At 57.2% G+C, this 25,637-nt stretch carries 5 protein-coding genes and 1 pseudogene; all 6 read left to right on the forward strand.

The genetic code is table 11. From position 1 onward, the window contains the following. Positions 1–462: 462 nt before the first annotated feature. The 6 genes and pseudogenes from IPG22_19595 to IPG22_19620 all read left to right on the forward strand — a co-directional run bounded on the left by IPG22_19595 (position 463) and on the right by IPG22_19620 (position 25,591). The gene (locus IPG22_19595; protein ID MBK6590491.1) at positions 463–2,538 is read left to right on the forward strand and encodes a fibronectin type III domain-containing protein; all 2,076 of its coding nucleotides are present in this window, start codon (positions 463–465) and stop codon (positions 2,536–2,538) included. Beyond that, positions 2,535–17,582 (forward strand): Ig-like domain repeat protein, encoded by a 15,048-nt coding sequence (locus IPG22_19600; protein MBK6590492.1) that lies wholly within the window; start codon positions 2,535–2,537, stop codon positions 17,580–17,582. Before IPG22_19595 ends, IPG22_19600 begins: the two co-directional genes overlap by 4 nt. 302 nt (positions 17,583–17,884) lie before the next feature. Further along, positions 17,885–18,261: pseudogene (locus IPG22_19605) on the forward strand (hypothetical protein). A 144-nt stretch (positions 18,262–18,405) separates the two neighbouring features. Then, positions 18,406–18,702, forward strand: coding sequence for a delta-60 repeat domain-containing protein (locus tag IPG22_19610; GenBank protein ID MBK6590493.1), 297 nt, complete (start codon positions 18,406–18,408; stop codon positions 18,700–18,702). Then, entirely contained in the window at positions 18,653–19,480 is an 828-nt protein-coding gene (locus IPG22_19615) for a delta-60 repeat domain-containing protein (protein MBK6590494.1), read from the forward strand. The genes IPG22_19610 and IPG22_19615 overlap by 50 nt, the downstream gene beginning before the upstream one ends. A gap of 18 nt (positions 19,481–19,498) precedes the next feature. Then, the gene (locus IPG22_19620) at positions 19,499–25,591 is read left to right on the forward strand and encodes an Ig-like domain repeat protein (protein ID MBK6590495.1); all 6,093 of its coding nucleotides are present in this window, start codon (positions 19,499–19,501) and stop codon (positions 25,589–25,591) included. The last annotated feature ends 46 nt before the right edge of the window (positions 25,592–25,637 follow it).

Here is a 25,637-nt window from a genome sequence, read left to right on the forward strand (position 1 = left end):
ATTGGTCGTAGGGATATGCCCATTTGTCGGCCGTAAACTGCCTGATTGGTAGAGTAATTTGGCAGATTGGTCGAACGTGTTTGCCGCGAAACTGCTCTACCAAACGCTGTCTCATCATCTCCGCATTTTCATACATCCTCTTTGTGGTTTATTTTTGGTTTTTTTCTTGATTATCTTCTTATTCTGACCTTCCTCCAGCCTCTTTTTCTTCTTCGCCCATCATTCGCTCTTGGCGAGTGCTTCGACAAAATTCACAGGTTTCCGCAAATCGGCGGCTTTTGCACATATCTAATGTGAACAACGCGTAAATGTAACCGGAAAAATGGCTTGACAAAGCCCCTTATAGCCTTATAATTACGCCTAATCACAAAAAATAGTAGGTTTTCCGTTCGAGTGCCTATTTCCTGCTGCGAACAAACAGCAACGCTCGATGCTTTCGGTTATCCGCTGGAAACTTTATCTATGTCAAAGCGCCCAAGCCCGTTCCGCCTCACCATCGTCCTCGTTTTCTCACTCATCCTCGCCGTTACCGGTTCAGTATTGACAGCATCCGGCGTCAATGCGGCGGGAGAGCGCTTTGCTTTCCTTAGCTCGGTTGGAGAGATATTTGGGCTTGGCAGCCAGGGCGTGCAACCGATCTCCGAGCCGACGCCTGTGATTGAATCTCCACTCGCCACGGCGGTTCCAATGGCTTCTCAGTCCGGCTTGATTTATACCGAAAATTTCGCTGATATAGCGAATTGGACAGATGGGTTCGCATCAGGTATCGGTGCGTCTCGATGGGGCGGCTTGCCTACCAATGGAACTGGAACGATTCCCGACGGGGTGCGGATTTCAACCCAAACAGAAGTGTTTCCGGCAACGGGAAGTTCCGGTGGTGTTCAAAGGGGATCGCTCAGTGGCAATCCGGCTGGCACTATCGTTTTATTGTCCACAGGAGCGACCGATAATACTACTTCCGCCGCAATAGATCTGTTCTTGAACTATTCAGGGGTTTTGGCCGGGACGCTTAGTTTCGATTGGGCATCAGTAAATAACTCAACGGGCGATCGAAAGGGTTCGTTGCGAATATATACCAGTACAAATGGAACGACCTTTACGGAACTAGCTTCAGCGGCAGTTTTGAATTTTACGAATAATTCTGCCACCAGCGGTTCAATCACGAATGTTTCTCTTCCAAGTGGCTTCAACGGTTCGAGTACCGCGCAAATCCGATTTTATTTTCACAACGGAACGGGCGGAACAACGGGATCTCGTCCAAAGATCAGCCTGGACAATGTTCGAGTGACGGCAACTAACATAGCCCCCACCACCCAAGCCTCGAACATCACGTTCTCATCGGTGACAACAAACTCGATGACCGTGAACTGGACGAACGGGAACGGTTCGAAGCGGATCGTGAAGATGAACACGACGAACACGTTCGATGCCCCGGCTGACGGAACCGATCCGTCTGCGAATGCTACGTACGGCGGTTCGGGTCAGCAGGTTGTTTATAACGGGACGGGCAGCAACGTGGCGATAAGCGGTCTTTCGGCCAGCACGAATTATCATTTCCGTGTCTATGAAGCCAACGGCTCCGGAGCGACCAGCGTTTACAATACCGCGACCGCGACCGACAACCCGAGGGCCACTGCGACGGTGGCTCCGCCGACCGCGAGCGTTACAGGGTCGAGCACGATCTGCGCCGGAGGCTCTGGGACGGTGACGGTGACGGTTAGCGGCGGTGTCGCGCCGTACACGGTGGTTTTGACGAATGGCGGCGGAACGCAGTCTGGCGCCGGGCCGACGTTTAATTTCCCGGTCAGTCCGGGTTCGACAACCGGTTACACGTTGGCAGCCGGAAGCGTAGACGCGAGCAGCACCGCGATCACAACGGGCGACACAGCAACAATAACCGTAAACCAGCCCCCAACGCCGTCAAACGCCGGCCCGAATCAGACTGTGGTTGGCTCAACAGCAACCCTTGCGGGCAACACGCCGAGCGTCGGCACCGGAACGTGGTCGATAGTCGCCGGTGTCGGCGGCAGCTTTACGTCGCCGAATAACCCTAACTCAGATTTTACCGGCTTGCCCGGCTTCATCTACACTTTGCGCTGGACAATAAGCAACGCTCCGTGCTCGTCCTCGACAAATGACGTAGTCATAACCCTGAACAAGGCCTCAACCTCTCTCGCGAATTTGACGGTAAACAGCACAGAATTCGTCGGAAATTCGCTCGCCGTGAGCACGACGCTAACGCGCACCAGCCCGCCTCCGGGTGTGGTCGCGGGCGAGATGGTGACGTTTACTCTAACCGGGCCATCTCCATCGGGTACCATCAGCAATTTGTCCGGTACGACGAACGGCTCCGGATCGGCTTCCGTTAATTTCCCGCTAACCGCACGCGGAGCGTACACGATCAATGCGAGCTATGCCGGGAACTCGACGCTGAATTCGTCCACTTCAAACACGCCCTCGGTGTCAGTCTATCAACGCTCACGCTCGCGCCGGCCAGCTGTACGACCGGAACGCCGTGCCCGGTTAGCGCAACTTTGACCACAGTTCCGGGCGGATCGCCGATCCCGGGCGAGTCGGTGACGTTCGATTTCGGCGGAACTCCGGCAAATCTTTCGGGCACGACAAACGCCTCCGGCGTAGCGACCGTAAATCCCACTTTCGCGAGCAGCGGAATTTTTTCGACGACGGCTTCATTCCTAAATACGGCCGGCTTCTTCGCCGACGACAGCGGAAATCTGGTCGCCGAGACATCGATGGCCAACATCACCGTCACCGGCCCGCCGACCGTTTCAAGCGTGAGTCCGACGTCCGGTCCGACGACGGGCGGGAACAGCGTGACGATCACGGGCACCGGGTTTACGGGCGTGACGGGCGTTACCTTTGGCGGTGCGGCTTGCACCTCGGTCAATTTCGTTTCTGACACCGAGATCAACTGCACCGCCCCGGCGCATGCGGCGGGAGCGGTCAGCGTGTTGGTCACGACGCCGATCGGCGCGAACGCGCCGAATACGCTATACACGTACATTAATAACTGTCTGGCAGGCACATACTTTAATGGAAGCGCCTGCGTCGCCGCCAGTGCGGGATTTTATGTGCCAACCTCCGGCCAGACGTCGCAGACGCCGTGCGCGGCGGGAACCTTCCAGCCACTTGAGGGGGCGATAGCCTGTGATCCGGCATCGGCGGGTAACTATGTCCCGGCCCCGCAGGCGATCGCTCAGATCGAGTGCGCTTTAGGAACGTACCAGCCGGGCATCGGACAAACAGCGTGCATAGCGGCATCGCCGGGTAATTTTGTTTCCATCCTGGGGGCCGAAGTTCAGTCGCAATGCCCGGTCGGCCAATATCAGCCGAATTCTGGCCAATCAGCTTGTATCCCGGCCAGTGCCGGTTCGTTTGTCGCGGCTCCGGGATCCCAAACTCAGACGCAATGTGCGGCGGGATCGTACCAACCGAACACCGGAGCGTCGTCGTGCATTTTAGCCGATCCGGGCTTCTTTGTTGCCAACCCGGGAGCGATAGCACAAGACCCCTGTCCTCCGGGCACGACGTCGGGTGCGGGGGCCACGGTTTGCACTGCTCCGGCGACGCGGCTGGTTGCGGAAGCTCCAACCGGGGTCGACTCTGGCAATTGTATTTCGGCGGCCTGTGCGACGATCACGTACGCCATCGGGCAGGCTCTTGCGGGGGACACGATCAGCATTGCGGCGGGGACCTATACGCAGCTGGGCATTACCGTAAATAAGAATTTGACCATAACAGGTGCCGGGGCACCGACGACGATCGTTCAGGCAAATGCTGCGCCGAATACGGCGGCGAACGGCGTGTTCATCGTCAACAGCGGCGTCACGGCGTCGATCGACGGCCTGACGATCCGGCACGGAAAAGATGTTTACGGTGGCGGCATCTACAATAGCGGCATGCTGACCGTCACCAACTCGACCATCTCCGGCAACGTCGCAGCGTCAAAAGGCGGCGGCATCTGGAGCGGCGGCACGTTGAATGTCACAAACTCGACCATCTCGGGCAATACGGGGGGCGATTTCGGCGGCGGCATTCACAATGACTTCGGCACGGTGAGTGTGACCAACTCGACCGTCTCGGGCAATAATGCGGACGGAGCCAGGGGCGGCGGAATTTCAGCTTTCGGCGGCACGGTGAATGTCATCAACTCGACCGTCTCGGGCAATTCGGCAAGTTCCAGTCAAGGCGGCGGCATTTTCCACGAATTCGGCGGTACGGTGAATCTGACCAATTCGACGATTTCCGGTAACACATCCAATTCCGGCGACGGCGGCGGCGTTTACAACGGCCCGGGCAACACGCTGAATGCGCGCAATACCATCATCGCGGGAAACACGGCCCCAACCGGACCGGACTTTTCCGGCACGCTGACCTCGCAAGGGAATAACCTGATCGGAAACACGACGGGCACAACGATCAGCGGCGGCCCAAGCGACATTATCAATGTAAGTGCCGGGCTCGCCCCGCTTGCCAATAACGGCGGGCCGACCCAAACGCATGCGTTGTTTGGCAACTCGCCGGCGATCGATGCGGGGAATAATTGTGTGTTTGACGACACCTGTTCGCCGGCCCTTGGTTCGCCGATCACGACCGATCAACGCGGATCGCCGCGAAAGATCGACGGCAACGACGATCTGAATGCCGTTGTCGACATCGGTGCCTACGAGCGCGCGGAATGTTCGGACATCACGGTCGTCAACAACGCCAACAGCGGAGCGGGCAGCCTGCGTCAGGCCGTACTTGATGCCTGTGCGGGAAGCACTATCACGTTTGACATGAACACGGTCGTGAGCCCGATCTCGCTGTCGGGCGGCCAGATCGCGATAGACAAAAACCTGACGATCCAGGGGCCGGGAGCGGGTTCGCTGGCGGTGCAGAACACGGCCGCCCCGGGCTCGACAAGCCGTGTCTTTGTTGTCAATTCCGGTGTGACGGCAACGATCTCAGACCTGACCCTCACAGGAGGATGGGCCGATCCTCAAGGCGGCGGCATATTGAACAGCGGCACGTTGAATGTCACCAACACGACCATCTCTGGCAACATAGGAGCGTCAAAGGGCGGCGGCATCTGGAGCGGCGGCACGTTGAATGTCACTAACTCGACCATCTCGGGCAATACGGGGGGCGATTACGGCGGCGGCATTCACAATGACTTCGGCACGGTGAGTGTGACCAACTCGACCGTCTCGGGCAATAATGCGGACGGAGCCAGGGGTGGCGGAATTTCAGCTTTCGGCGGCACGGTGAATGTCATCAACTCGACCGTCTCGGGCAATTCGGCAAGTTCCAGTCAAGGCGGCGGCATTTTCCACGAATTCGGCGGTACGGTGAATCTGACCAATTCGACGATTTCCGGTAACACATCCAATTCCGGCGACGGCGGCGGCGTTTACAACGGCCCGGGCAACACGCTGAATGCGCGCAATACCATCATCGCGGGAAACACGGCCCCAACCGGACCGGACTTCTCCGGCACAATGACCTCGCAGGGATATAACCTGATCGGAAACACCGCTGATACGACCGTCAGCGGCGGTTCGAATGACCTTCTCAATGTGAATCCGCTGCTCGGCCCCTTGGCAAACAACGGCGGCCCGACGCAAACCCACGCACTGCTCCCCGGCAGCCCGGCGATCGATAAAGGCATCAATGCGCTTTCACTGACCACCGACCAGCGCGGAGCGGGATTTGCTCGTGTGATCGATAATGCGGCGGCGAATGCCGCTGACGGTACGGACATCGGCGCTTATGAAGCTCCGCCGCCGTCCCCGACTGTTACGAGCGTTAATCCGACCTCCGGCCCGCAGGCGGGCGGCAACAGCGTCACGATAACGGGTACTGGCTTTACGGGCGTGACGACTGTTACCTTCGACGCATTGGCCTGCACGGCGGTGAATTTCGTTTCGGATACTCAGATCAGCTGCACAGCACCGGCACACGGCCCCGGAGCCGTCAGCGTCATCGTCACAACCCCGGGCGGCACGAATGCCGCGAATACGCTCTATACATATGTTACTCCCTGCGTGACGGATCCGGTCGTAACTACGAATACCGATAGCGGAGCCGGAAGCTTGCGTAACGCCATCGCCGAAGCTTGTGCGGGCAGTACGATCACATTTGATATGAATGCCGTCGTGAGCCCGATCGGGCTGACTAGCGGAAATCTCGTAGTCGACAAGAATCTGACCATTCAGGGGCCCGGAGCAGGCGTTCTCGCTGTTTCCAACACCATTGTGCCCGCCTTCGGAGTTGGTCCCGACAGTCTCCGAATTTTCAAGGTGCAGGCCTCAGTCACGGCAACGATAAGCGGGCTGACCATCAGGGATGGAAAGCTACAGTGGAATAACCTCACGCCGGCGCAAAACTGCAACCCCGAGTGGTCACTCGGCGGCGGAATCTTGAATTCCGGTAACCTGACAGTTGATCACGTTATCGTAAGGAACAATGAGACGGCGACCTACGAGTTCTCTCCTCAATGTTCACAAACTGGCCAAGGCAACGGCATTTTTAACTTTGGCACTCTGACCGTCAATAGTTCGGAGATCAACGACAATGGCGGGATTAACGGATGGGGCTATGGCGGCGGTATCAGCAACCATGGGCTTCTCTATGTGAATGATTCTACGATAACGAACAATCGAGTCGCAGGACTTGTTGCAGGCGGGGGTATTTACAATGAGCCTGGTGCAACGGCTTACATCAACAGGTCGACCATTTCGAATCATAGTCAAAACGGGATTGCGAACGGCGGTCAATTGTATGTGGATAATTCTACGATCTCTGGCAATGCGACCGGTGGAATATCGAACGTATGTGCTTTTGCCAGGGTCACGAATTCGACCATTACAAACAATTCCGTAAACGGATTATTTGGCGGATTTTGGACCTATTCTGTATGCTTTGGCAGCAGCAATGTCACCGAATTCCGCAATACTATCATCGCCGGGAACACGGTCGGGGATTTTTATTTTGATGCCGGATCGTACACTGGGAGCCCCTATCCCCAAGCGGTTTCCCTAGGGAATAACCTGATCGGCATCGTCCCGGCCGAGGTATCTGGAATACCGTGGAACTCCGGATTTAATGCCCCGGGCGACCAGATAGGAAGTCCTGCCACACCGATCAACCCATTGCTCGGTCCCCTGGCAAACAACGGCGGCCCGACGCAGACCCACGCACTGCTCCCCGGTAGCCCGGCGATCGATAAAGGCATCAATGCGCTTTCACTGACCACCGACCAGCGCGGAGCCGGATTCGCACGGACGGTGGATAATTCACCAACTAATGCCGCCGACGGTACGGACATCGGAGCGTACGAGGCTCCGATAGCGCCGACAGTTACCTCCATCAACCCAGGTTTCGGCCCGACGGCGGGCGGGAATAGCGTGGTTATCACGGGAACGAACTTCACGGGTGCGACGGTGGCCTTTGACGGCCTGGCGTGCCCGATCACGGGCAACACTGGAACACAGATAACGTGCACCGCACCGGCCCACGCTGCCGGTCCGGCCAATGTCGTGGTCACAGCATCGGGCGTCCCGAGTACTCCGCCTTTGGTTTATACCTATGAGGACGAAACGACGGTCGCGGTTGATGGTTCGGGGAACTTGACCATCACGGATACGAATGGCGGGAATAGTAATGACAACATCGTCATCGCGTGCACGACCGCACCGGATACGATCGTCATCACCGATTCCGGCACCGGTTTGAATCAGACGGTTTTGGCTTCGTCGGTCACAGGCTCGATCACCATCAACACGCTCGGCGGCAACGATACTCTGACGGTTAACCTCTCAGGCTGTGACTTTATCAATGACGGCGTTGGTGGCGGGTTGTTCTTCAACGGCGGCTCCCCAACTACTGGGCCGGGCGATAAGCTAAACATCGTTGGCGGTTCGACGACGACGCAGACGTTTATTTTTACAAACGAAAATGACGGTAGCGTTGTACTCGCCGGAGGATCGCGCTCAGGAACGATCAGCTACACGGGGCTCGAGCCGGTGAGCTCGACCGTCACGGCGGCGAATGTCATTTTGAATTACAGCACGTTGACGGAAACGATCACGGTTTCGCAGGACGCAGGGACGCCCGCGCAGACACTGGTCGATTCCAACGTCGGCGGCGAATCGGTTTCCTTCGTAAACCCGACCACATCTCTAGAGATCAACGGCGGTGATACGGGCGACGACACGATCAATGTCAATGGTTTCGGCACGAGCGGCGGCGGATTTACTGCCGGGCTGACCATCAACGGCGGCACCGGAAACGATACGGTCAATCTCAACGCAGACATTAATTTTGCGTCGAGCAACAGCCTCGACGTTGACCTCCAGAACGACAACGCCTCACCCGGCACCGATACCATCAGTGTTGGGGCGAACGCCAATCTGATCCTGTTGGGCACAGGTACAGCGTCGCTCGGTGCTAGCCGAAATATCGCGATGGCGAGCGGTTCGAGCGTTGTTACAGCAAATGGCAACAATACGCTCACTGCTAACCAGCAATTAACACCATCGTCGGGTAATTTTGCCGGGATCTTGCTTTCGGGAGCCACGGTGGATGCGACCGGTACTGGTGTTGTTTCGCTTTCGGGCAGAGGCGGAGATACGGGAGATAACAACTTTGGCATTTTCGTGAGTGCCGGCTCGACGGTGCGCGGCGGAAATCAGGTCGGCGTCATGACGACCGATATTCTTGGAACCGGCGGTTCGGCCGGAAACCTCAACCGTCACGGTATTGATGTCGATAGTTCGACCGTCACCTCGCGGGGCGGAAATGTGCGTGTTCGCGGCTTTGGCGGCGGCGGCACAGGCAGCGACCGATACGGCGTAATTCCGATCAATAACGGCACGATCACCTCAGGCGGCAATGGCGACGTGCTCGTTGAGGGCACTGGCGGTGCAGCTAGCGGCGGTAATAACAATGGCGTGATCCCGCACCAGAATGGCGGATTGATCACCTCTGGTGGAACCGGATCTGTAACCGTGATCGGAACAGGAGGAACCGGTGCAAATAGTTTTGGAACTTACGTGTTCAGAGATGGGCGTATCACTTCGGGGGGAAGCGGAGCGGTCAATGTAACCGGGACCGGTGGCGGCGCCGGCAGCGGCGGCGTACGCTTATTCACGGATGGTTCGGCGGCTCGTATAAATTCCGGCGGTGGACCGATAACTGTTACCGGAACAGCGACTAGCGGGGGATTCGGTATTCATCTGGCGAGTGCGGCGGCCCAAATTCAATCGTCGGGGAACGCGGCGGTAACCTTGATCTCGGACAGCATGGCGCTCAATACGAGCACATCGTTTGTCAATGCCGGCACTGGCCCTGTAACGCTTCGCCAGAAGACGAACTTGGTTGCCATCGATCTTGGGGCAACTACCGATCCGTTTGCTGGACCGCTAAGCCTTGAGGATGCGGAGATCGACAAGATAACTGCTGGAACACTTAATATTGGTGACTCGAATAGTGGTGATATTACATTTACCGCCGCGATCGTTCTGACCGACACGCCGGTCATATCAAATCTCGTTCTCACGACCGGTGCCAAGATCATTGACGGATTTTCGGGCACAGAAATAATCGTGTCGAATCTGGCGATGACGGCCGGCACGGGCGTTGGTAACGGATTTAGCGGTGAAGTTGATTTTCAGACGGACACCGTTACGGCGTCTACGACAAGCGGCGGTGTCGCGATCTTTGAATTCGATACGACAAATATCGGTGCCGCTGATATTACCGCCGGTAGCGGGTCGATCATTCTGCGCGGAGGTACGTTTGTAACGGCACCGGGCAGCGACATCAATGGCAACGTACAGCTCTCAGGTATATTAAAAGGTACGGGCACCGTCAATGGTACGCTCAGTTCGACAACGTTGGGAGCCTTTAATGGAACGATCTCACCCGGAGCGAGTCCCGGTATTTTGAATGCCAATGGCAATCTCTCAATGAACAACGCGTCGACATTTGCTGTCGAGATCGGCGGCAATACTCCAGGCAACGCTGTCACAAATCACGATCAGCTTAACGTCACCGGCTCCGTAGATCTGGGCAATGCTACGCTGACACTTGCCCAATTCAATGGTTTCACACCGACGGCGGGCCAGACGTTTGTGATCGTTAATAACGACAGCAACGACCCGGTCACCGGAACATTTGGCGGGGTTGCCGAAGGTGCGGTCATCGCGCCGTTCCTGATTCCCGGAATGCAGGCGACGATCACGTATCAGGGCGGAACGAATAATAACGATGTCGTTCTGACCGCAATGCTGCCGCCGCCGATCATTACGCTTTCTGATCCGAATCCGCTCGGGTTTGGTAATGTTACGGTTGGCAATTACTCGGCGGCTCAAACCTATGACGTGTCCGGTGTCAATCTGACCGCGAATATCGTTGTCACGGCACCGGCGAACTATGAGGTTTCGCTGTCGCAATTCTCTGGCTTTGGTTCATCCGTCAGTATCCCGTTCGGCAGCGGAACGGTCGCAGCGACTCCGATCTGGGTGCGATTTGCTCCAACAGTCCCCGGCAATCCAAGCGTAAATGTCACAAATGCCAGCACAGGTGCGACAACACAGAACAAACCAGTCATTGGCACCGGCGTCGCGGCAGTCTGCACGGCTCCGCCGAGCGGCATGGTCGCGTGGTACAGCGCCGAGGGCAATGCGAATGACCGATTTGGCGTGAATAACGGTACTTTGCAGAATGGAGCCACCACTGCGGCTGGCAAGGTTGGTCAGGCATTCTCCTTGAATGGGACGAATCAATTTGTCAGCATTCCGAACTCGGCCTCGCTGAACCCAACGAGCCAAGCAAGCATTGATGCTTGGATAAAAACAACTTCTGGCGGGACAATTGTGAGTAAAGCCGATGTCTCAAATGGAACTCTCGATGAGTCAGTTGCCCTCAGCGTAAATGGCCTAGGACAGGTTACCTTCGTGTATTGGGTTACCGGCGGCAATCTGGGAGGATATTCAGCCGTTGGAACTGCCAAGGTGAACAACGGTGAATGGCACCACGTCGCTGCTACGTATTCTGATGCTGGTGGTGGCATCGCAAATCTCCAGCTTTTTGTTGATGGCGTGTTGGATCTTGCCACAACAAACGTGGGCGGTATCTTGGTCTCAAACTCCAACCCGGTCACCATTGGAGTGATTAACGGGAATTCGGGCACCTACTTCGGAGGCCAAATTGATGAGCTCGAGATATTCAACCGAGCACTGACGGGAACCGAAGTGGCAAACATCTACAACGCCTCGACGGCAGGTAAATGCCTTGCACCCGAGATCGTTGTAGAAGAGCCGATCGGCAACGGACTTGTTGATAATGTTTCGACGATCAACTTCGGATCGGTCGGCGTAAGTGCACCGAGTGCTCCGAAGACCATGACGGTTCGTAATACCGGTACAACGACTCTTAACATCAATGTCGGCAGCATATTTGTCGACGGAGTGAATTCAAGCGAGTTTACGCTAAACACGGCCGGCATGAGCCCGACTATCGCACCGAACGGGAATACTTCGTTCACCGTTACGTTCACACCGGGATCGATCAATGTGAGAAATGCGGCTGTTCACATTCCGGGCGACGATGCGGATGAGAATCCATTCGATATTTTATTGACAGGTACGGGCGTCCAGTCAGCGACCACGACGACCATAAATTCTGACTCTCCTGATCCCAGCTTGGTTGGTCAGCCGTATGCAGTAAATGCGACCGTGGCTGCAAATCCGCCGGCGGTTGGGATTCCGTCCGGATCGATAACTGTCAGCGATGGAACGGGAGCAACTTGCAACATCGTTCTTCCCCTAACGTCATGTAACCTGACGAGCACGACTGCGGGTGCAAAGACCTTGACTGCCGCCTATTTGGGCGACACAAACTTCCTCGGAAGTACGTCTATTGGTGCTCTGCATAATGTTAATCCCGCTGATACGACGACAATTGTCACAAATTCGGCAACGCTCGCGGGAACGCCGACGGTTGTCGGTCAGCCTTATGCGGTGAATTGGTCGGTAACGGTCAATCCTCTGGGTGCTCTCGGAGCTGCATTGACCGGCAACGTCACCGTCAGCGACGGCACGGGTGCGACCTGCGTAGCGGCAGTGAGCGCTGGGACGTGCAATCTCACATCGACCACCACCGGAACCAAGACGATCACAGCTACTTATGCTGGTGACACAAACTACAACACGAGCAACGGCAATGCCTCGCATACGGTTAACAAGGCGAACACAACGATCACGAACATCACCGATGCGCCTGATCCGTCTAATATCGACCAGCTCTATACGGTTGGCTTTACGCTGGTAATAACTTCGCCGGGAGCCGGAACGCCTACGGGAACGGTCAGTGTCTCGGACGGCACAGGCGATACTTGTACCGCGATACTGCCGGCGACGAGCTGTCAGCTCCAGGGCCCGACACCGGGAGTCAAGACCCTAACCGTGACCTACAACGGCGATGCAAACTTCAATTCCAGCACCAATACCGCCGGACATTTGATCAACTGCGTGCCGAATCCGGTGGTACAGAACAATGCGAATAGCGGAGCGGGCAGCCTGAGAAAGGCAGTTTCGGATGCATGTTCGACCGCGGGACAAAACACGATCACCTTCAATATGGGAACGGTCGTCAGCCCGATCACGCTTACATCCGGTGAGATCGTGATCGATAAGAACTTGATCATACAGGGCCCGGGAGCTAACTTGCTTACGGTCAGCGGTAATAATGCGAGCCGAATATTCTCTATTTCGACCGGACGAACGGTTGCGATCAGCGGGCTTACTCTCACCGCAGGTAACGGTGTTGGAGCCGCGAGCAGTCAGGATGGAGGAGCGATCCTCAATTCCGGTGTTCTTTCGTTGTCAAGCGTTTCCGTTTCCGGCAACGTAGGACGTTATGGTGGCGGTATCGGCAATTTCTCGGGTGCATCGGTATCGATAACTAACAGTACCTTTGCTAACAACACGGCGAACGGAGGCCAGACTGGCGGTGCGATCGACAACTCGGTTGCTACCATGACTGTTTCCAATTCAACATTTAGCGGAAACAGTTCCTCCAACGCAGGGGCCGATTACAATGGCGGAGCGATATTTAGTGCTCTCGGCACGGCGATCATCACCAACAGCACGATCACAAACAACACCGGAGCCGGGCCAAACAGTACCGGAGGTATCCGCACAGACAACCTCACTTTGCGAGGCTCGATCGTGGCGGCGAATATAGGAACTTCCGGGGCGAGTGCCGATCTTAATGCTCAGGGGCCGACCTCGTTCGTAACGCAGGGATACAACCTGATCGGAAGCAACACCGGATCAGGAACCACATTCCCCGCAGGCAATCCAAACGCGAATAACGACATAGTCGGAACGAGTGCTGTTCCTGTCAATCCGCTGCTAGCGCCGCTGGCAAACAACGGAGGCCCGACCCAAACCCATGCCTTATGTGCGGCGACAGGTGTCCCGGCTGGTTGTACGGGCGTGAGCCCGGCGGTTGATAAGGGCAAGGACTTTGTGGGTACAGGCTTTGATCAGCGTGGAACCGGTTATACGCGGCCCCTAAATAATCCGTTGATCGCGCCTGCATTCGGCGGTGACGACAGCGACATCGGAGCCTTCGAGATCCAAAATACACCGCCGACGATCACGCCGGTGGTGGGGCTCTTGCGACAGCGCGGAACGGCGGTGTCGAATTCGACGATAGCTACAGTTGGAGATGTTGAGACGCTACCGGGCAGTCTGTCGGTGACGATCAATATGGCTGCAAGTGCGATGTCGAATGGAGTGACGGTCTCGAATATCGTCAATACGAACGGCACAATAACGGCGAATATCGTTGCCGACTGTACCGCAACACCCGCGACCTTCACACTGGAAGTTACGGATGGCGGCGGACTGACCACGAGTACGCCGTTTACCGTCGGGATCATATCGAACACGCCGCCTGCAGTTACATACAACCTGCCGCCAGCGGTCGTCTTCGGCCAATCCACAACGGTCAGCCCGGCAACGGCGGCGGATAATGGATCGATCACCGGGTTTGCGATCCAGAGCGTCATGCCGCCGCTGAGTACGGCTCCGACGGTCAATGGTTCTGGTGTCGTTTCGATCACGAACGCCCAGCCGGTAGGAAATCACATCATCACGGTCCGCTCGACCGACAACTGCGGAGCGGTGACGGATTCGTCATTCACTCTTGTAGTCAACAAAGCGGGCACAACCACCACGATCATCTCCGACACGCCGGATCCAAGTGTTGTGGGCCAGAACTACACAGTGACGATCGCGGTCGCACCGGTGGCACCTGGAGCCGGAACGCCGACCGGTAACGTCACAGTAGGTGACGGCTCAAGCATCTGCGTTGCGATCCTGCCGGCGACAAGCTGCCAGCTCGCGAGCACATCGGCCGGGCCGAAGACTCTGACGGCGACCTATTCGGGCGATACTAACTTTAACGGAAGCACCGCAGCGACGGCACCTCATCAGGTGGACCCGGCGCAGACGGCAACGACGGTGCAGACTTTGATCAATGCACCGAATTATGGTTCGACATTGACGGCGACGGCGACGATAACGGCGGTGGCCCCGGGAGCGGGAACGCCGCAGGGGACGGTTAACTTCAATGACGGAGGCAATCCTATTGCGGGCTGTCAGAATGTGGCAGTGACGGCACTGGGCTCGGCGGTCTGTACGACGAACCAGCTTCCGGCCGGAGTTGGTAAGGTCATTCAGGCCGTGTTCTCGCCGGGTAATGGTAACTACATCGGAAGCAACGGCTCGACGACCCAGACGATCGGCAAGGCACCGCTGAATGTCGCGGCTTCGTCAGCAACGGTCACATACGGCGATGCGGCACCGGCGATCACGGCAGCGATCACGGGCTTCGTGCTTGGTGAAACGACGGCCAACCTGACAACCCAGCCGACGTGCTCGACGACCTATGTCCAGGGCTCGCCGGTCTCAGGCTCGCAGTATCCGGCAACGTGTACGGGAGCAGTGTCGAACAACTACAGCTTCAACTACATCGGCGGCAACGTGACGGTCAACAAGAAAGGCCTGACGGTAACGGCGGATAACAAGACAAGAGCCTACGGAGCCGCTAACCCCACGCTGACGGCAACCTTCACGGGCTTTGTCCTCGGTCAGAACCTTGGAACAAGCGATGTGACCGGAAGCCCGCTGCTGTCAACGACGGCGACGCCATCGAGCCCGGTCGCGGGCAGCCCGTATGCCATCACGGCAGCCCTGGGCACGCTTCAATCAGGGAACTACGCCTTCACAACATTCACGAACGGCACACTGACGATCACCCAATCCCAACTGACGGTGACGGCGAATGACCAGACGAGAGTGTTTGGAGCCGCTAACCCGGCCCTGACATTCCAGATCACGGGCTTCCAGAATGGAGAGACGCTTGGTACAAGCGGAGTGACGGGAACACCGAACATCTCGACCTCGGCAACGAGCACATCGGGTCCGGGAGCGTACCCGATCACAGCGGCACAGGGAACCTTAGCAGCCCCGAACTACACGTTCGCGACAGCTAACGGAACCCTGACGGTGACACAGGCGGCGACGACGACAACGATCACGAACGCGTCGGCCCTCGGAAACTCGACGGTGGTCGGACAGAACTACCCGGTCAACTGGACAACGAGTCCGGTCGCCCCGGGAGCGGGAACACCGACGGGTAATGTGACAGTGAGCGACGGTACGGGCAACACCTGTACGGCAGCGGTCGCGGCCGGCACATGCAGCCTGGCCTCGACACTCGGTCCGAAGACCATCACGGCGACCTACGCCGGCGATGCGAACTTTGGAGCGAGCACGTCACAGGCAGTCCAGCACAATGTGGTGATCGGCCTGACGGGCAACGTCAAGCAGTTCATCGCCTTCGGCACGAACGTGAACCTCGCGGGCGTGACGATGACGCTGCTCAACACCGCAACGCAGCAGGCCACAACGACCACCACTGACGCAGGCGGCAACTACTCATTCGGAGTAACCCAGACCGGCGGCAGCTATACCATCACCCCGAGCGGTCTCGGCAAGATCTACGATCCGATCTCAAGAACTTACTCGAACGTTACGGGCAATATCATGAACGCTGACTTCGTCGCCTATGACCAGGCGGGCCCGAATGCGGTGCCGAGAGAGATCAGGCCGGTGAACACGGTGGCGACGCCGGGCAACCCGGTGACGGTCCCGATCGAAGCTGTCAGCCTCGGCAACGAGACGAGCTTTGCGTTCAGTGTGAACTTCGACACGGCCCTTTTGGGCATCCCGACGATCACGTGCGGAACAAATACCCCGGGTTGTGTGGTGACGATCAACACTGGCCAGCCCGGCAAGGCAGGCATCACGATCACGCCGGCAAGCCAGATAGCGGCGGGTGTAAGGCAGATCGCAAGGATCACTTTCCCGACAAGCATAAACACGGCGACGAGCACGCCACTAAGCTTTGGTGATTCACCGGCGGTGAGAGATGTCAGAAACACGGAGGGGAATCCGGTTCCGGCATTCTTCCGAACCGGGTTCATCTCGTTTGTTCCTGACCTAGAGGGCGATGTGGTGAATGCGGCGGGAACGGCCCCTGGCGGAGACGGAGTACTCGCAAACGACGTGACGGTCCTTCGCCTGATGGTTCTGGGACTGGTCACGCCGACGGCACAGCAGTACAGAAACGCGGACTCGGCACCGAGAAACACGCTGGGTGATGGCTGTCCGATCAATGCGACGGATGTGACGCAGGCTGGAAGGTACAACCTCGGCCTCGACCCTCCGACACCGGCGGGCGGGCCAATTGCTCCGATCCCGGGAGGTTGTGTGCAGCCGACGAGGAGTGAGGAAGCTACCTCAGCCAACTCACCTGACGCGGTCGGCCGCATTATCAGAGCGGTCAACACGACGGCGAGTGCGGGACAGACCGTCACGGTGACGTTCCAGCTTGATTCGCAGGGTGACGAAGCTTCGACGAGCTTTACGGTGAACTGGAATCCGGCGGTCTTTACCTACGTAAGTGCCGCCGCCGGAGCGGGCGTACCGACCGGGACGAACCTCGGCCTCAACACGAGCCAGACGGCAAATGGCCGGCTTGGCGTCCTACTCGATTCGACGAACACGTATGCCGCAGGCACGAGACAGATGTTGACGATCACGTTCACGACGGCTGCGAATGCCCCGGTAGGGACGTTCCCTGTGACGTTCTCCAGCACACCGACGGCCCAAAGCGTCTCAAGTGCCCAGGGAGCATTGCTTGCCACGACCTACGAGAACGGCAACATCGTCATCGGCCAAGCGGCGGCGGGAGTCGCAGTCTCGGGCAGAGTGACGACGGCAAGCGGACAGGGCCTAAGGAACACGACAGTGACAATGACGGACGAAGCGGGACGCACGAGAATAACGACAACGGGAAGCTTCGGCATCTACACCTTCGAAGATGTCGAGGCCGGCCGGACGTACATCATGTCGGTCGCCTCCCGACGCTTCCGCTTTGCCGCCAGGCCAATAACCGTCACCGACACCCTGACCGATGTGAACTTCGTCGGTCAGGAGTGACATTCCATTCTTGAAACTTAACCCTATAAGGCGGCCCCAAAAGGCCGCCTATCCCCTCGTATTTATCGTAAGGAAAGTGGGAATTTATCGTACGGATCGTCTTTTGCTTAAAGATATTCCGGAAGTCTTGATTCTTTTTTGAGCTGAAATATTGAGTTTCATCGCATTAGGTAATAGGGATCCAAATGGTTAGCACAGAGTCTGTTCAATGTTCGGGAAAGTTCCTCGAATCGTTCTACTAGTTTTTTTTGATCGGTTCGGTAACTAGCCGTGTCGCACCGACTGTTGCTGCGGCCTATCAGATGCAATCGGCAGCCGGTGCCCCGACGATCTCGATAAATGATGTCACGCAGAATGAGGTAATGCCGGAACTACCGCGTTTACCTTTACGGCATCGCTTTACGTCGCGAGCTCTCAAGCCGTGACGGTCGCCTACTCGACCGCAGACGGCACCGCAACGGCCGGCAGCGACTATACTGCGGCGAACGGTACCATCACATTCAACGCTAATGAGACCAGCAAGCAGGTGACGGTGAACGTTAACGGCGATACGGCCGTCGAGCCTACTGAAACTTTCTTTGTAAATCTCACCAATCCGACGGGCGGTGCCACCATCGCCGACAATCAGGGCCTCGGCACGATCACCAATGACGACGCGCTGCCGACGCCGACGCCATCACCTACGCCGACTCCGGCCGACGGCGATCTGGATCCGGATTTCGTCAGCCGGCTGATCGGGAACGGAACGGGCTTTAGCGGATTTGAGGTCAAGGATATCGCGATCCAGCCGACCGATAACAAGATCATTGCGGTCGGCGGATTTATGTCATTCGCGAGCCGTGCCCAACGCGGGGTAGCCCGGCTAAATGCCGATGGATCACCGGACTACTCATTCTTCCCGGTGGTTAATAACGACGTATTCGCCGTGGTGGTGCAGACTGACGGGAAGATTCTGATCGGCGGCAGTTTTACGCAGGTAAACGGGCAAAACCGACAGCGCATCGCCCGGCTCAACGCCGACGGAACGCTCGATGCGTCGTTCATCAATGCGTCCGTCAACGATATCGTTTATGCCATTGCTCTCCCAGAACGACAAGATAATCGTCGGAGGAACATTTGATGCCGTCGGCGGAACGGCGGCGCCATCGATCGCCCGGCTAACATCGACCGGGGCACGCGACGCGACATTCAACGGCCCAAGCCAGTCATCAACCGCCGAATATTACAGTATTTCGGTACAGCCAGGGGGCAAGCTGCTAGTTGGCGGAGACATACGACTAGGTACAAGCAGCAGCTATTTTGGACGGCTAAATGTTGACGGGGCGTTAGACACCACCTTCGCGGCGTACGTAAATGATATCGTTTACGTTTCGCAGACGCTGACGGATGGGCGGGTCATGATAGGCGGTCTATTTAACCGGATCGGTGCCAACCTCACAACCCGCAACCGGATCGTACGCCTGATGTCAGATGGCACTCCCGATCTAGGTTTTCGCAGCATAACTGAGCTAAGTTCGTTCTTTCGAGTTCACGATTTCGGCATCCAGGGCGATGGAAAGATCGTGTTCGGCGGAAACTTTATCTATCCGAACGGCACCAGTGGAGCGATCGCACGGGTTGAGGAAGACGGCACCTTTGATACGACTTACGATCCGCAGATCACCGGCGGCGCGTATGGCTATGCGGTCGCGATGCAGGCTAACGGCAAGGCCGTGGTCGGCGGCTATTTCACAAATGCGCGGGGACAGAGCCGAAAGAGCCTCCTTGACACACCGCAAGTTTGTGCTAGATTGAGGGTATTCGAAAGTATTAGAAAGTTGCGGGAACGAATTGTTCCAGCATTTGCGGTCGCCCTAGCTCAGGGTGGACTGGAGCTCGTTGGTTTTTTAACAGAATGATTCTGTAGGAGGATTCTCATGTCGAAGCGGTTAGCTATTCTCAGCGTATTTATTGTTGTTCTATTCTCAATAGGACTCGCGATGGTCTCACAGCGGACAGAAGCGGGAAAAAGGGAAGCTGCTCTGGCTCTCGCTGCGAATGCGGCGGCCGGGGATCAAGTATATGGCCCGGTCGCGAAAGCCACGCCTCCCGATCAAGAGGAACAAAGAAAGATCGACGAAAAGATCTCGAAGCAGATAGAAGCTATGGTGAGGGCCAAGAAGGCTCTCACTCCCGAACAGCAGAAGATCGATTCGCGGCTTCTTCAGGCAATAAAGATGAATCGAGGCGAGCCGATCGCCGAAGGCATTCCTACACTGGAAACGGGGATCGTTGTAACCGACGGATACACCGATATAGAGATCAGGGCTGATGTAACTCAAGCCCTGCTTGATCAATTAACTAATCTTAATGCCCACATGTATGCAGTCGTGCCGCAATTCAAAAGCGTTACCGCCGGTGTTCCGATCACGGCGATCGATCTGCTTTCGCAGATGGACGAAGTTAGATTCATAGGGCCAAGAGAAGAATTCGACACGAATAGGTCAGAGGTCGGCTCCACCATTTTCCCCGGAATTTCAACCTCGCGTCCGATCGCGAACCCGGCGGTTAGCGCAACAAGAGCAACGCGGACGGAAAATGTACGCAACATCTTGGCTGGAGCGGTTGCGAATCGTACTGCCTCATCGCTATCCCCGTTTATCGGAGCAGTCGTTTCCGAGGGCGACATCACTCATCGAGCAAACGTTGCTAGGGCCGCATTCAGCACAACCGGGGCGGGCGTTAAGATCGGCGTTCTCTCCGATGGTGTGAATACTTTAGCGACGAGGCAGATGAACGGCGAACTGCCTGCAGTTACCGTTCTGGCAGGGCAGGCTGGAAGCGGAGACGAAGGAACCGCTATGCTGGAGATCGTGTCTGATGTGGCTCCGGGAGCACAACTTTATTTTGCCACGGCAAACCCCAGCTCTGCCCAGTTTGCGGCGAATATAATTGCACTCAGAGCGGCGGGCTGCGACATTATAATCGACGACATTTCATATTTTGCGGAGACGCCATTTCAAGATGGCCAATCGGGCGCATCGGCAGGGTCCCCAAACAACATGGGCGTTGTCGTGCAAGCTGTCAATCAGGTGACCACTGCCGGAGCTTTGTATTTTTCGTCCGCAGGAAACTCGGGAAATGTTACAGACAATACCTCCGGAGCCTGGGAGGGTAACTTTTCTGATAGTGGAGCGAATTTAGGCGGAGGCGATGTCCATGATTTTGGCGGCGGGAACCAATTCACATTGGTGACGCGAGGATCAAGCAACCGCCCGCTATTTCTAAAATGGTCGGATCCATTGGCCCTGTCCGGTAATGATTATGATCTTTATTTATACACGACTGGCGGCTCTCTCGTGGCCTCTAGCGCTGGCGTTCAAAACGGAAATGATGATCCGATCGAGGCTGTAACCGTTCCGGCGGGTTCCGGAAACTATCGCGCTTACATTGTACGTTATTCGGGTTCAACCCGCTTTCTGCATTTGAATGCGAATCGCAACCGCCTGTCGATCAATACGCCTGGAGTGGTCTACGGCCACAACGCAGGCAGGAATACGATCAGTTGCGCGGCAACCCCTGCGTCGGGCCCATTTCCGAATCCGTTCACATCGGCGAACGTGAGTGAGACGTTCACGTCAGACGGCCCACGCCGGATCTTCTACACGGCCAATGGTACGGCGATCACGCCCGGTAACGTTCTTGCCACGGGTGGTGAATTGCTGATGAAACCTGATATCACGGCCGCGGACGGCGTAACAACGACAACTCCGGGCTTCATACCTTTCTTCGGAACGTCGGCCTCAGCCCCGCACGCCGGTGCGCTGATAGCGCTCCTTAAACAGGCCAGTCCGGCATCGACGAATGCTCAGCTATACAATGCAATGACAAGTTCGGCCATCGACATCGAAGCAGGCGGATGGGATCGCGACACGGGATACGGTATCTTTATGCCAATTCCTGCTCTTGTTTCGCTAGGACTTACGGCACCAACGACGACGTCTATTACGTCCTCGTTGAACCCGTCTGCTTCCGGTGCGAGCGTGACATTTACGGCCACGACGTTAACGACCGGCGGAAGTTTCCCGGTGACCACCGGCACAACCAAATTTATTGAAGGCGGAACCTGCGGGGCTCCGACGACGACCCTCCAGGGTCCGGTAGCGGTTAACGCTAGCGGAGTCGTAACTTTTACAACCTCGGCCCTCAGCGTTGGTTCACACACAGTCGTTGCGTGCTATACCGGCGCCGGATTTGGAGCGAGCAACGGAAGTGTTATTCAGCTTGTTAATAAAGCCGACACGACGACGGCCCTTATTTCCTCGGTCAATCCATCCGTTTGGGGGCAGCCGGTTCTATTCACAGCCACGATCAGCGTAACGGCACCGGGATCCGGAACACCGACGGGCAATGTTTCCTTTAGAGACAACGGCGTCAACATCGGCAGCTGTGCAGCTCAGGCGGTTGCAGCGGGCATGGCAACGTGTTCGATCAGCAGCCTTTCAGTTTCAAGCCACCCAATTACGGCAGTTTATAACGGCGACGGCAACTTCAACGCCAGTCCGGCGTCGAATACGGTAAATCAGGTCGTCAACAAAGCCGACACGGCAACGACGATCACGACCGACCTTCCGGATCCGTCCGTTTACGGTGAAACTGTGAACGTGAAATTCACTGTTGTTGCGGTTCCGCCGGGTGCCGGGACGCCGACCGGTAATGTCGTAATAACCGTCAGCGGCGGAGCTGAGACTTGTACGGGAACGGTAGCGGCGGGTTCATGCTTGCTCACGCTTGAGGCGGTGGGTTCTAGGACCTTGACCGCAAGTTATGTGGGCGATGCCAATTTTAACGCAAGTTCCGATACAGAAGGTCATATTGTGCTCAAGGCAAATACGGCAACCAAGATCAATTCTGATGTGCCTGATCCAACCGTGTTTGGACAGCCCTATACAATAAACGCCACGGTTACGCCACTGATCCCGGTTTCGTTTAGCGGAACACTTGGTGCTGGCGACCCCACGTACAACCGTCTGCTCTCCTTTACGCAGGGCGGTACTTGCTCACTTTCCGGCGTCGGCACGGCTGTTCGATACCGGACGCATCCGTTTACCCTGACGTCGAGTTCGAACGTAACTCTGAGCACGTCGCCGCTAGATGGGGCGACAATTACGCCGGCTGGCGCAGACACATTCATAACGCTCTACGGACCGGGTGGATTCAACCCTGCAACGCCCTGCACGAACGCCATAGCGGCTGATGACGATACTGGTTTAAATCTCAAATCCAGGATATCAACCACTACTCCACTCGCAGCGGGTAATTACACGCTTGTGGTGACATCGTTTAGCAATCTTCCTGCCGATTTTCCGTGGACGTACACGGCCGTATTAGTCCCGGCTCCTCTGCCCCCACCGGCAGATGAAGACCTGCGAGTGGTCGACAAGGGCGATTTTGCTTTGCCCGAAGGAGTTGTACCGCAATACTCAGGAAGAGTACTCTCACCGGATGCTCCAATGGTGGTGCAGGCTCCGAGCGGAAACATAAGTGTGAGTGACGGAACGAATCTCTGTGTGATCATTTTGCCCGCAACAAGTTGTGTTATGCCATCGACTTCTGTGGGAGCCGCAACACTAACGGCGACGTACTCGGGTAACGCAAACTTTAACGGAAGCACCGCACCGACGGTACCGCATACGGTCAACAAGGCCGATTCGGCGACGACGGTGCAGACGCTGATCAATGCACCGAACTACGGTTCGACGCTGACGGCGACGGCGACCATTACGGCGGTGGCACCGGGATCGGGAACGCCGCAGGGGACGGTGAACTTCAATGACGGCGGCAATCCGATAGCGGGCTGTCAGAATGTAGCGGTGACGGCACTGGGCTCGGCGGTCTGTACGACGAACCAGCTGCCGGCGGGAGTGGGCAAGGTCATCCAGGCAGTGTACTCGGGCAATGCGAACTACCTCACAAGCAACGGCTCGACGACCCAGACGATCGGCAAGGCACCGCTCAATGTCGCGGCCTCATCGGCGGCGGTCACATACGGCGATGCGGCACCGGCGATCACGGCAGCGATCACGGGCTTCGTGCTTGGTGAAACGACGGCCAACCTGACGACCCAGCCGACGTGCTCGACGACGTATGTCCAGGGCTCACCGGTCTCAGGCTCGCAGTATCCGTCCAGTTGTACGGGAGCGGTCTCGAACAACTACAGCTTCAACTATGTGAACGGCAACGTGACAGTCAACAAGAAAGGCCTGACGGTAACGGCGGATAATAAGAGCCGTGCCTACGGAGCCGCGAACCCCACGCTGACGGCAACCTTCACGGGCTTTGTCCTCGGCCAGAACCTTGGAACAAGCGACGTGACAGGAAGCCCGCTGCTTTCAACGACGGCGACGCCATCGAGCCCGGTCGCGGGCAGCCCGTATGCCATCACGGCAGCATTGGGCACACTGGCATCAGGCAACTACGCCTTCACAAGCTTTGTGAACGGCATACTGACCATCACCCAATCCCAGTTGACGGTGACGGCGAATAACCAGACAAGAGTGTTTGGAGCCGCTAACCCGGCCCTGACGTTCACGATCACTGGCTTCCAGAACGGAGAGACGCTGGCGACAAGCGGTGTGACGGGAACCCCGAACATCTCGACCTCAGCCGTCTCCACATCGGCTCCGGGAGCGTACCCGATCACAGCGGCACAGGGAACCTTAGCAGCCCCGAACTACGGCTTCACCTTCGTACCGGCAACCCTGACGGTGACACAGGCGGCGACGACGACCACGATCACGAACGCCTCGGCCCTCGGCAACTCAACGGTGGTCGGGCAGAACTACCCGGTCAACTGGACAACGAGCCCGGTCGCCCCGGGAGCGGGAACACCGACGGGTAATGTGACAGTGAGCGACGGTACGGGCAACACATGTACGGCAGCAGTCGCGGCCGGCACATGCAGCCTGGCATCGACACTCGGTCCGAAGACCATCACGGCCCAATACGCCGGCGATGCCAACTTCGGAGGCAGCACGTCACAGGCAGTCCAGCACAATGTGGTGATCGGCATGACGGGCAACGTCAAGCAGTTCATCGCCTTCGGCACGAACACGAACCTGCCGGGCGTAACCCTCACCCTGCTGAACACCCAGACGCAGCAGGCAGTAACAACGACGACTGACGCAAACGGCAACTACTCATTCGGAGTAACCCAGACCGGCGGCAGCTACACCATCACCCCGAGCGGCCTCGGCAAGGCGTTTGAGGCGACAAACAGAACGTACACCAACGTGGCCGGCAACATCACGGGCGGCGACTTCATCGCCTACGATGTACCGGGCCCGAACGCGATACCGAGAACGGCGAGGGTGGTGAGCCAGATAGCAACGCAGGGACAGCCGGTGACCGTTCCGGTGCTGATGACGACGACTGGTGTGGAGACCAGGGTGGCCTTTACGGTGGAATATCCGGTAACGGCACTGGGCATCCCGACGGTGACATGCGGCACGGGAGCAGTGAACTGCACCCTCGCCGTCAACAACTCGCTGGCGGGCAAGGTCGGCATCACGATCACTCCGACGGCGGCACTACCGGCCGGAACAAGAGAACTCGTGAAGATCACCTTCCCGACGTTCCAAAGCCCGGCGACGAGTGCCCAGATCAGGTTCGGCGACTTCCCAACTCAAAGGGACGTGAGAAACTCTGAGAACAACCCGCTGCCGATGCTGTACTGGACGGACGGGCTGGTCTCGTTCACGGGCGGAACACTGCTCGACGGAGCGACCATCTCGGGAAGAGTAACAACCGCCGCAGGCCAGGGCCTGAGAAACGCGACGGTCACGATCATCGACACGGCAGGCACCCGGCGAACAACGGTAACCAGCTCATTCGGAGCCTACCAGTTCGAAGGCCTCGAAACAGGCCGCGACTATCTGCTGACAGTCACCAGCAAACGATTCAGATTCGCAACCCGCATAGTAAACCTCACGGAAAACCTCAGCGACGTGAACCTGGTCGGCCTGGAATAGGCGATCATTACGATCACAACCAAAAAGGCGGGCCCCCGGGGCTCGC

This window comes from Acidobacteriota bacterium (assembly GCA_016703965.1).
GTDB lineage: Bacteria > Acidobacteriota > Blastocatellia > Pyrinomonadales > Pyrinomonadaceae > OLB17.